12 protein-coding genes and 1 tRNA gene are annotated in these 11,062 nt (G+C 40.5%); 4 read left to right on the plus strand and 9 right to left on the minus strand.

The features are described 5' to 3' along the window. Positions 1–4 precede the first annotated feature (4 nt). From speA to murA, 9 genes are all read right to left on the minus strand, one after another. Complete coding sequence (speA, locus tag G6W42_RS09325; RefSeq protein WP_194173786.1) at positions 5–1,840, minus strand: biosynthetic arginine decarboxylase; 1,836 nt, start codon at positions 1,838–1,840, stop codon at positions 5–7. Further along, positions 1,837–3,063, minus strand: coding sequence for a histidine--tRNA ligase (gene hisS / locus G6W42_RS09330; RefSeq protein WP_194173787.1), 1,227 nt, complete (start codon positions 3,061–3,063; stop codon positions 1,837–1,839). Before hisS ends, speA begins: the two co-directional genes overlap by 4 nt. A 28-nt stretch (positions 3,064–3,091) precedes the next feature. After that, positions 3,092–3,679: a dTMP kinase gene (tmk, locus tag G6W42_RS09335; RefSeq protein WP_194173788.1), complete on the minus strand. Its 588-nt coding sequence runs from the start codon at positions 3,677–3,679 to the stop codon at positions 3,092–3,094. A 1-nt stretch (position 3,680) separates the two neighbouring features. Further along, complete coding sequence (gene coaD, locus G6W42_RS09340; RefSeq protein WP_002940900.1) at positions 3,681–4,151, minus strand: pantetheine-phosphate adenylyltransferase; 471 nt, start codon at positions 4,149–4,151, stop codon at positions 3,681–3,683. Further along, positions 4,148–4,699: a UbiX family flavin prenyltransferase gene (locus tag G6W42_RS09345; protein WP_194173789.1), complete on the minus strand. Its 552-nt coding sequence runs from the start codon at positions 4,697–4,699 to the stop codon at positions 4,148–4,150. Before G6W42_RS09345 ends, coaD begins: the two co-directional genes overlap by 4 nt. After that, entirely contained in the window at positions 4,696–5,502 is an 807-nt protein-coding gene (gene flgA / locus G6W42_RS09350) for a flagellar basal body P-ring formation chaperone FlgA (protein WP_021089076.1), read from the minus strand. The genes G6W42_RS09345 and flgA overlap by 4 nt, the downstream gene beginning before the upstream one ends. Before the next feature lie 65 nt (positions 5,503–5,567). After that, positions 5,568–5,642: transfer RNA gene (locus G6W42_RS09355), tRNA-Gly, on the minus strand. Between the two features lie 50 nt (positions 5,643–5,692). Continuing rightward, positions 5,693–6,853, minus strand: a complete 1,161-nt coding sequence (locus G6W42_RS09360; protein ID WP_194173790.1) for a molybdopterin molybdotransferase MoeA — start codon at positions 6,851–6,853, stop codon at positions 5,693–5,695. A 2-nt stretch (positions 6,854–6,855) separates the two neighbouring features. After that, entirely contained in the window at positions 6,856–8,124 is a 1,269-nt protein-coding gene (gene murA, locus G6W42_RS09365; protein WP_194173791.1) for a UDP-N-acetylglucosamine 1-carboxyvinyltransferase, read from the minus strand. Positions 8,125–8,262: 138 nt separating this feature from the next. On the opposite strand from murA, the gene G6W42_RS09370 reads away from it, so the two are divergent. Genes G6W42_RS09370 through G6W42_RS09385 form a run of 4 tightly spaced genes read left to right on the plus strand, consistent with a single transcriptional unit; the run spans position 8,263 to position 10,797 of the window. Continuing rightward, on the plus strand, positions 8,263–8,943 hold the full coding sequence (locus G6W42_RS09370; protein ID WP_194173792.1) for an NlpC/P60 family protein: 681 nt from the start codon (positions 8,263–8,265) through the stop codon (positions 8,941–8,943). Beyond that, positions 8,927–9,502 (plus strand): rhomboid family intramembrane serine protease, encoded by a 576-nt coding sequence (locus G6W42_RS09375; protein WP_194173793.1) that lies wholly within the window; start codon positions 8,927–8,929, stop codon positions 9,500–9,502. The genes G6W42_RS09370 and G6W42_RS09375 overlap by 17 nt, the downstream gene beginning before the upstream one ends. Then, the gene (locus G6W42_RS09380; protein WP_194173794.1) at positions 9,489–10,340 is read left to right on the plus strand and encodes a ferritin-like domain-containing protein; all 852 of its coding nucleotides are present in this window, start codon (positions 9,489–9,491) and stop codon (positions 10,338–10,340) included. The genes G6W42_RS09375 and G6W42_RS09380 overlap by 14 nt, the downstream gene beginning before the upstream one ends. Continuing rightward, positions 10,300–10,797 carry a SixA phosphatase family protein gene (locus G6W42_RS09385; protein WP_194173795.1) on the plus strand — a complete coding sequence of 166 codons (498 nt, stop codon included), beginning with the start codon at positions 10,300–10,302 and terminating at the stop codon, positions 10,795–10,797. The genes G6W42_RS09380 and G6W42_RS09385 overlap by 41 nt, the downstream gene beginning before the upstream one ends. The last annotated feature ends 265 nt before the right edge of the window (positions 10,798–11,062 follow it).

Here is an 11,062-nt window from a genome sequence, read left to right on the forward strand (position 1 = left end):
CTTTTTAGTTGATTGTCTTTAGGTAACTATTGTCATTTAAAAATAGATAAAGTTCGCCCAAAATTTGCTTCTTTTGTGTTTCGTTTATCAAAGTTGATTTCTCTAAGCGCTCATTTAGAGTGTCTTGGATCTCGTAGATATCGTAGTCCATGTCCTCCATGATATCAAGGATCGACTGGCTCTCTAGTAAATTTGTGATCTTGTAGCCATCATTTGTTATCTCTATTGTAGCTTCTGTAGGGTGAGTAAAGAGATTGTGCTTCATACCGATCACCTCTTGGTATGCGCCAACTAGGAAAAATCCCAAGAAATAATCCTCCTTCTCCACATCCACGTCGTGCAAAAGTAGCGGGTTTTTCTCGTCATCATAGCTGATCTCGCCGTCGCTATCGCAGGTGATGTCCCAGATCGAAGCCGGCAGGGTAGGGCGCTCATCGAGCCTGTCAAGTGGCATGATAGGGAAATTTTGCTTTAGACCCCAAAAGTCTGGCAAGCTTTGAAAGATTGAGAAATTTAGCAGGTATCTCTCTTGAACCTCTTTTTGAATTTTGGTTAGATCGCTTGAGTTGCTTTTGTTGCCAAGCATCACGACAGCTTTTTTGCTAATGAGCCTTAAAAGTACCTCTGCGTTTGATCTATCTTGCAGATCGACATAGCCTAGATCAAAGAGCGTGAGGATGCTCTCGGTGTGATGGATGGCGTCGTGTAGGTATTCTAGGGCATTTGAAGGCTTGATTGATTTGTAAAGATCAACTAGCTCGGTTATTAAATTTGGATTATTTTTCTTTAAATTTAGCTTCTCTTCGGTGTATTCTTGAGAAAAAAGTTCAAGTACAGGGGCGACCAAAAGCGCGTGAGAAGCGGCGATGTAGCGACCTGACTCTATGAAGATATCTGGCTCGATCTCCTTTTTTTGCTCGCTTATGGTTTTAAGCATATAAACAACGTCGTTTGCATATTCGTTTAATGTATAGTTTCTGCTGCTCTCCTCTTTAAACTGCGAGTATTCAATCGCTAGACCGCCGCCCAAATTTATCGCTTTTAAATTTGAGGCACCCATTTTTCTAAGCTCAGCGTAGATATTGCCAGCCTCGATGAGTGCCTTTTTAAGAGGGTGGATCTCGCTTATTTGAGAGCCAATGTGAAAGTGTATCATCGTGAAATTTTCAAGTAAATTTGCCTTTTTTAGCATCTTTACAGCTTCTATAAGCTCTGTTGATGTTAGGCCAAATTTAGAGTGTATGCCACCACTTTTTGCCCAAAGGCCTGATCCCGTCGAGTGTAGTCTCACTCTAAGTCCGATCTTTGGTTTTGGTTTAAAGCGCTCTTTTGCGATGGCGATTATCGCTTCAAGCTCGTTTAAGCCCTCGATCGTTAGCGTGATGTTATGCCCCATTTCTGCGGCGATGAAGCCTATATTTATCATCTCTTTATCTTTAAAGCCATTTACCGTTATAGGCGCTTTGTCGTTGTTATAAGCCATAGTTAGAAGTAGCTCAGCCTTGCTACCAGCCTCAAGGCCGTAGTTATAGGGCTTGCCAAGACGCACTAGGTTTTTTACAAAGCCTGGATATTGATTGACCTTGAGCGGAAAAACGGCGTTAAAGCTGCCTTTGTAGGCAAACTCTTTCTTTGCCTTTGCAAAGCTTGCGTGGATCTGCTCGATCTGCTTTTGGATAAGGTGTGGAAAGCGAAGCAATAGTGGCCCTCTATATCCGTCGTCCCTGATATCACGCACGATGTCGATGATCGCTGGCTTGCTAGCTTCGTTTATGCAGACTTTGCCGTCTTCTATCACAAAATTTGAATTGCCCCAAATGCTAAGTCCAAAATCATTCATCCCAGCTCCTTTTCAAGCTCATCTAAATTTATCGTTTTTTCGTCTTTGTTTTCTAAATTTTTATACCAAATTTTATTCTCTTTCATCTCGTTTTCGCCCACACAAAGGAAAATTTTTACCTTTTTATTGTCGGCATTTTGCAGATGTTTTTGAAGTTTTTTGGCTTCATACGAAATTTCAACCTGATATTTTTTGCGAAGTTTTGAGCCAAGATTATAGATAAAATCAACATTCGCCGTATCAAGCGCGCAAAGATAAACTCCAGCTCGCTCATCCTGAGCCTCGCCTAAAATTTCCATTATCCTCTCAACGCCCATCGCAAAACCAACGCCATAACTTGCTCTACCGCCAAGATACTCAACGAGCCTATCATATCTGCCGCCACCAGCGACCGCGCTTTGTGAGCCGATCTCGTTGCTTATAAACTCAAACGCCGTCTTGCAGTAGTAGTCAAGCCCACGAACGAGCTTAGTGTCTATCTCAAATTTAACGCCATTTGCTGTTAAAATTTCTTGCAGTTTTGCAAAATCAGCCTGCGCCTCGCAGCTTAAACTATCAGTGATGACTGGAGCGTTTTTGTAAATTTCTTGGCAGCTCTCGACCTTGCAGTCAAGCACGCGGATAGGATTTAAAAGCTTACGTCTTTTGCAGTCTTCGCAAATTTTTTCATCGTTTTCATCTAGAAATTTGACAAGCTTTTCTTTGTAAGACTTCATCGAGCTCTCGTCGCCAAGTGAGTTTATCTTTAGGGTTGTTTTTATATTTAGTCTGTTAAAAATTTCGCTCACCATCAAGATAATGCTCGCATCCTCATAGACGCTGCCCTCACCAAAGCACTCACAGCCAAACTGGTGAAACTCCCTTAAGCGGCCTTTTTGTGGGCGCTCGTAGCGAAACATCGAGCCATGATAGAAGCAGCGTTTTATAGCGTTTGCCCTATCAAGCTTCGCCTCGATAAATGCTCTAACCACGCCAGCTGTGCCCTCAGGACGCAAGCAAACGTCGTTGCCGCCTTTGTCTTCAAACTGATACATCTCTTTGCCTACGATATCACTGCTCTCGCCGACACTTCTTTTAAAAAGCGCCGTCTCCTCGAGGTGCGGGGTCAAAATTTGCTCATATCCGTAGTTTTTTGCGACTTCCTCGCAGGTTTTGATTATCTGTGCGTAAAGTTTTGCGCGAGCTGGAAGCATATCTTTCATGCCACGAAGTGCCGTTATCATCGCATTATCCTTTTTATTTTTTGTGATTTTACTTAAAATTTATAAAATTTTCTATCTCTTTTGAAATTAGCTCTATGCTTTTAGACGCGTCTATAAAAAGCGTTTCAAAGCCATTTTTGATAAGAATTTGCTTCATCAAACTTTGCACTTTTAAAAGATACTCAAGACCTCGAGCCTCGATCTTATCGCTTGTGCCTCTGCTTTTTAGTCGGGAGCTTATTAGCTCAGAACTCGTCTCAAAAAAGACTATTTTGTCTGCAAATTTATCATTTAGTGCAAATTTATTAAGCTCTAAAAGTACCTTTTCATCTAAATTTTCATCATTTGCTAAAGCGTAGGCGATGCCCGAGATAAAGCCTCTATCACTTAAAATGAGCCTATCTAAATTTGGAGCGACTAGCTTTTCAAAATGCTCAGCCCTGTCAGCTAAAAATAGTAAAATTTCAGCCCTTTTGCCTATTTTTATGCTCGAGCTTAGCAAAATTTCTCGTAAATTTTCACCTAGCTGCGTGCCACCTGGCTCTTTTGTGACGATGGCGTCAGGAAATTTGGAAGCTAAAATTTCTATCTGCGTGCTCTTGCCAACGCCGTCAATGCCTTCAAACAAAACATACATTTTACGCCTTTAAATTTTTAAGAATTTTTACTGGCACTAGGTTGCTCACGTCGCCGTCGTGGCGCAAGACTGAGCGGACGATCGAGCTTGAAATGAAGGCGTTATTTAAGCTTGGCATAAGATAAACCGTCTCAAATTCGTCCCAGAGTGCAGCGTTTGCGTAGCCGATTTGTAGCTCATACTCAAAGTCGCTAACCGCGCGAAGGCCCCTGATGACAGTGTTTATGCCGTGTGATTTAGCAAAATCAACAAGCAAGTTATCAAAGCCAAGCACGCTTACGTTTTTTAGCTCACAAACTGCCTCTTTTGCCATCTCTATGCGCTTTTCATGTGCGAACATCGGCTGTTTGCTGTCACTTTTTGCGACTGCGACGATTACTTTGTCAAAAATTTTTGTAGCCCTTATGATGACGTCTAAATGGCCGTTTGTGATGGGGTCAAAGGTCCCTGGATAGATGCAAGATTTTTTCAAATTTGCCACCTTTTGTAAAGATTATTTTTGATTTTTAAAGCATCAAGCCACTTGCCGATGATGAAATTCTCCATATCATGAAGGCTTTTTATGCCTGCGTAGTAGCCTAAAACTGGGGGTGCGATGATAGCTCCAAGAGACGAGAGTAGCTGCATCTGAGAAAGCGCGATAGCAGAAAATGGCATCTCTCTAACGCCCAAAACTAGCCTTTGTCTCTCCTTTAACGCGACACTTGCAGCTCTTGTGATGAGCGTGTCACTTATGCCGTTTGCAACCTTGGCTAGGGTGTTGGTAGAGCAGGGCGCTATGATCATCGCCTCCGTACCAAACGAGCCAGAAGCTGGGCCTGCACCAAGGTCTTGATCATCATAAATTTTTACGCCAAGATCATCTAAATTTAACTTCAAATTTTCCTCAGCCACTAAGACTTTCATGGCATTTTTACTAACTATGACGTGCGCTTCACAGCTATCTTTGGCGGCACGAACAAGCTTTAGAAAAAGCCCAGCCCCACTTGCTCCGGTGGCTGCAAAAACTACCTTTTTCATCTTATAACTGCCTCATCTTTGCCTGAAACTGTGGCCTGTAAAATTTTATTTTCTCTTGTTCTTATCTTTATCATATCGCCTAAATTTCCATCTTCAAGTGCCTTTACTTCAGCGATTATCTTGACGCCACCTTCGCTCAAAACTGCATTTAGCATTTGCCCTTTTTTAACTAAGCTTATGGCGTTAAATTGGCGTTTGGTTAAAATTTCACCACTTCTTATCTGCACTTTTGTGACAAGTGTTGAGGCGCTAAGTCCAAAAAGCGCGTCACGTGGCCATTTGCTAAACTCGATCATCGTTGGTTGGTAGTCAAGCAAGCTTAAAATGTGGTTTGTATTCATTGAATTTATAGCGATAAAAACTGGCATTTTGGCGTTAAAGCTAAATTTAAAATAGAGGCTTTTTAAGCTTAAATCAACATCCTCAAATGAGGCTCTAAAAACGCCTTTTTGGCTATTTTGGTCGTTTAAGAAGATATTTTTAAAGACTAGATCTTTAAAATTTGCAGGGAGTTTGTTTTGCGGGCTGATGCTAAGATCGCTCACGCTGATGCCTGGATACTCGTTGCTGATCTCTCTTAGAAATTGCATCTGAATTTCATCCATGATAGAGCAATTTTTCACAAAAGCCACGCTACCGCCACTTTTGTCATTATATGTTTTAAAATTTGCTGTTAGAATTTCATAGAGTTTTTTGCTATCTATCTTGGCTGCTCTTTTGCCTTCTAAGTTTAAAATTTCATTATCTTCGCCCTCAAAGCCAAAAGTACTGAGTGAAATTTGATCATTTACGACGCAATACATCGGATAGATGCTGACTTCATTTGCAAAAAGTTTCGTGGAAAATAAAAAAATGAGTATAAAAAAGATGGAGCGGGAAACGAGATTCGAACTCGCGACCCCAACCTTGGCAAGGTTGTGCTCTACCCCTGAGCTATTCCCGCAATCAAAATGAAGTCCGCATTTTATCAGATTGTTTTTCATTTGTCAAGAATTATGGAAGTTTTATGAGTAAAATTTCACTATTTTGTAAAATTTCACCTTGATCAGGGCTAGTTATCAACACAAAATCGCTCTTTAATATATGATTTATCATACCTGAGCCATATTTTCCGCCATCAGTTGCTATAAATTTGCCATCAATTACATTGCCAAAAACAGCATTTGCTCTGCCCGATTTTACCTTTAAATTTTCACTATTTATAGCTTTTTGCGTCACAAAGCACTCGCTTTTTAGAAGTGGCAAAACAAGCATCATCGTGCAAAGATAAGCAGCCATAGGGTTGCCAGGCAAGATAAAAACAAGCCTGCCATCTTTTTCGTAAGCCTTGCAAGGTCTGCCAGGTCTTATGTCAAGGTGTGAGTAAATTTCGTTATATCCAAGCTCGCTTAGGGCCATTTTCATGAAGTCGGCCTCACCAGCGCTCGCTCCGCCAGAGCAGATAACGATATCGTAGTTTTCAGCGTTTAAAAATGCCTGTTTTACAGCATTTAGCTCATCTTTTATGATACCAAGATATGAGCTTTTTTGGCTGATTGAGCTAAGAAGTGCAGCGATGCCAAGTGCGTTTGCGTTGTAAATTTCATCCTCGCTAGCTCTTTGCCAAGGCTCGATGATCTCGTTTCCGCTTGAGTAAATTCCAACACTAGGCTGCTTTTTAACTTCTATAAAGCTTATACCCTGAGCTGCAAGCATCATCACGCTTCTTGTGTTTAAAATTTCACCACTTTTTAGTAAAATCTCACCAACCTTTGTCTCTTCGCCTTTAAAGCGGTAAGCTTCGCCCTTTTTAAGCTTAGCTGGTGCTTTAACAAACTCACCCTCAACGACGCAATCTTCAAATCTCATGACCGTGTCAGAGCCCTTTGGCATCTTTGCACCTGTCATTATCTTCACGCACTCGTTTTTGCCGATAGTTAGCTGCTCTTTATCGCCTGCAAAGGCACTTGCGATGATCTTATAAGGCTCATCTTTTTCATCAAATTTAACAGCAAATCCATCAAGCGCTGAGTTATCAAAGCAGGGCAGGTCTTTGAGGGCTATCACGTCATTTGCTAAGGTTTTGCCAAGAGCCTCGCTAAGAGGTAAAATTTCACTCTCATTTTTTGGTTTAAATTTAGCCATTAAAGCCTCAAGTGCGTCATTTACTAGCATTTTTACTCCTCAAGCCTAACTATTTTTGCCCCAAGGCTTTTAAATTTCTCCTCAAGCCTCTCATAGCCTCTATCAAGGTGGTAAATTCTATGCACTAAGCTCTCACCATTTGCGATGAGAGCGGCTAGTATCAGCGCTGAGCTCGCTCTAAGATCTGTCGCCATGACATCAGCTGCGTTTAAATTTGCAGGGGCATAAACGCTTGCGATATGACCATTTAAGCGGATATCAGCGCCCATCCTAGCTAGCTCGCTAACGTGCATAAAGCGGTTTTCAAAAAGCCTCTCATCTATCGTACTAACGCCATTTGCTGCTAGACAAAGCGCCATAAACTGAGCCTGCATATCGGTCGGAAAGCCAGGATACTCGGTCGTTCTTATCTCGACTGGTTTTATCTCATTTGTCGGCAAAATCGTGATCTTATCGCCATCCACTTCAATACCAAAGCCCATCTCTTCAAATTTATTCAAAATGGCCGTCATGTGCGCTGCATTTGCCTTTGTGACTGAAATTTTGCTATTTGTGATAGCTCCAGCGCAGAGGTATGTGCCAGCCTCGATCCTATCAGGAATGACCTCGACATCGCAAATTTCAAGTAGCTTTTGGCTGCTGCCAGTGATCTTTAGCTCGCTCGTGCCGATGCCTTCTATCTTGACGCCACTTTGAGCTAAAATTTCACAAATTTGCACCACTTCAGGCTCAAGTGCGACGTTAAAAAGCTCTGTCGTGCCGTGCGCTAGTGCTGCTGCCATGATGATGTTTTCGCTGCCAGTCACGGTGATCTTATCAAACACTATCTTTGCACCTTTTAGGCCATTTAGCGCGGTTGCGACAACATAGCCTTGCTTTATCTCGATATTTGCACCCATCTTCTCAAGTGCGCTTAGGTGCAGGTCTATTGGTCTTTGCCCGATCGCACAGCCTCCGGGCAGGCTCACCTCGCAGTGTCCAAAGCGTGCTAGAAGCGGACCAAGCGTTAGGATAGAAGCGCGCATCTTTCTAACGATGTCGTAGTTTGCTTTGGTAGAATTTACGCTGCTTGTGTCGATACTTAGTGAGTTTTCATCTTTAAATTCGCACTTTGCACCAAGATTAACTAGCAACTGGCAAAGCGTCTTTATGTCAGCGACATTTGGGATATTTGTTAAATTTATCTTATTTTTAGCAAGTAGGGTTAGGGCGATGATAGGTAGGGCGGCATTTTTGGCTCCGCTGATCTTTACTTCGCCGCTTAATTTGGCATTGCCTTCTATTTTTAGATAGTGCATCATTATTTTTTGCCTTAAGAAAATATATTTTTTGCCGATTATATTGTTTTTAAACTTAGAGTAAAGAAAACAGGGCGCTATTTTCGCTTTATTTACATTTAAGAGTTAAAATTACGAAAATTAATTATTTTGGATAAAAATATGTTAAGTTTAATAAATAAAAGAATATTTTTCGCACTCTGCATTACGCTTTTTACAGGTTGTTCTTTCACCTCAAATGAGCCTAAAATCCCACAAAATGACTACAATCAAACCGCCTCTACAAGCGAAGACTTTAGCAGACAAACTTCAAGTGAGCTTTTAGACGAAGATGACGGCAGAGCAGATAAAGAATTTGGTTCATTTTTTAAAAAATACTTAAACACTAGAGCAGGGGGCGACTGCTCAGGCTTTGTCTCTATCGTAAATGCGAAATATAAAAATATGTATTTTGATGAAAAAACCATCAATAACTACTACAGTAAGGGCGGCAGAAAGTCAAAAGCCATCTACAACTTCTATGAAAGCCAAAATTTAATTACTCATAAAAATCCAAAAAAAGGCGATCTTATCTTCTTTTCAAACACCCTTGGCAAAGGCATACAAAAAAATAAAGACAAGAAAAATGTTACTCACGTTGGCATCGTAACGGCCATACTCCCAGACGAGACGGTCAAATTTATCCACAACTCTGGCGGCAGGATCATCCACAGCTATATGAATTTAAAACAAAAAAATACGCACCTAAAGGGCGATAAAGAGATAAATAGCTATGTCGTAAGGTGCTCAAATTCTAGCTGCCTAGCGTCAAATAGGTTTGCTGGATATGGCAAAGCCAAGTAGCCCAGCTACATTTGCGCTTATCCTATTAAATTTAGCTACATTTTTTGGCGTCACCTACCTGCACTCGCGTGAGTTATGGCTCGCGCTTGGTTTAAACATCTATTTTTTAGAAAAACTCTACCTTTTTCAGCCCCTCACATCTATCTTTATGCACGCAGGCGCAGGTCACCTGCTCATGAATATGCTCTTTTTATACCAAGTGGGCACGATGAGCGAGCTATATCTTGACACGAAAAGATTTATCATTTTTTATATCGTTGGTGGCGTTTTGACGCAAATTTTAAGCTTTATTTATATATATTTTGCATTTGAAAATGAGAAATTTATAAATTTAGTCGGTGCAAGCGGCGCTTTGTGTATGCTCTTTGGTATGCTGGCGACCTCGTTACTTTACTCGGATAAAAAGGCGTGGTTTGGATACTTTGCCATCGTTGTTGCCATGAGTTTTTTGCCACTACTTATGGGCATAAATGTCGCATGGTACGCGCACTTTATAGGCTGGACTGTCGGCTGTTTGTACGCTAAATTTTACTTAAAGAGAGCAGATGAGATTTTTTGATGAGATCTGGGACATTTTAAACGAAGGCGACGTAGGGCTTAAATTTTTAAAATTTGAGCTATTTTACGAGAAATTTAGATCAAATTTGGATATTTGTTTTGATGAAATTTCTGCGCCAAATGAGCTAACTACCCCATGCTACGCTAAATTTTGCGACGTCGTTAGTATGAAAGAGTTAAACAAAAAGGTAAAGCCAAAAGATAAAAACCTAAATTTCATCCACTCAGTCGCTCACATCGAGTTTAGTGCCATTGACATCGCGCTTGATGCTTGTTATAGATTTAGAGGGCTGCCAAGGGAGTTTTACGAGGACTGGCTGGAGGTGGCTGAGGATGAGATCAGGCACTTTTGCATGATAGAAAATTTACTCACAAAGCAGGGCGGCAGATACGGCGAGCTAAGCGTGCATGACGGCCTTTTTATCGCACTTCAAAAGACCTCAGATAGCCTTACTAGTCGCATGGCACTGCTACCAAGATATATGGAGGCAAACGGCCTTGACGCAAACGCTCACATTATAAAAAGGCTAGAAGGCGAGGGCGGTAACGAGGAGCTCATAGAGTGTCTAAAAGTCATCTTAAAAGAGGAAGTTTCTCACGTTTATAAGGGCGATAAGTGGTTTAAATTTGCCTGCAAAAAAGAGGGCGTCGATGAGAAAAGCTACTTTGACATCATATTAAATTTATATCCAAATTCATTTAAAAGCATCAGAGAGATCAACGAAAAAGACCGCTTAAAGGCAGGTTTTAGTGAGGAAGAGCTTAGTTGGATAAAGAAAATTTCTCAAAGGAGAGATCATGAGCAAAATTTACTTCATAAGGCACGCAAAAGCAGTTGATGAGAATAAAGACGGCGCAAAAGACGCTTCAAGAGAGCTTAGCCCAAAAGGCAAAGAGGACGCTAAATTTATGGCTAGCAGGCTAAAAATGTATGATGTGATGCCAGGAGCTATCTTCTCAAGCAGTGCTAAAAGAAGCGAGCAAACAGCAAAAATCATCGCAAAAACTCTAAAATTTAAAGAAAAATCCATAGAGATAAAAGATGAGCTTTATGATATAAGTTTTGAAGATCTTTTGAGGTTTGTAAGAAATTTAGATAAAAATTTAGATGAAATTTTCATCATCACGCACAATCCAAGCATAACCGAAATTTGCGAGTACCTAAGCGACTCATCGATCGATAATATCCCAACTTCTGGAATTTTTTGCATAGAGTTTGAGTGTAAATTTAAAGAGCTAAAAGAGGGCAGCGCAAAAGCTCTGTTCTTTGACCACCCAAAGAAACATCAAAGATAAGTTTTAGAAAAAAACGCAAATTCATTTATTGTGATTTTATAGGCACAAAGGATATCTACTTATTTAATTTTCAAATGCAAGTTTTGCTTTTGAACCAAAAAAAATTTTCTACTCAAATTTTAAAATTTATTGCTCCAATTCAAATTCATATTTTTAAAATTTAACCATTTCAAGTTCAAAACACCAAACGTAAAAGCAAATTTAAAATCAACCATAATTGCAATGCCAAAATATGTTAAAAGGTAAAATGCAAGATATTTTATAT

The organism is Campylobacter concisus (assembly GCF_015230015.1).
In the GTDB taxonomy this organism is placed as follows: domain Bacteria; phylum Campylobacterota; class Campylobacteria; order Campylobacterales; family Campylobacteraceae; genus Campylobacter_A; species Campylobacter_A concisus_AF.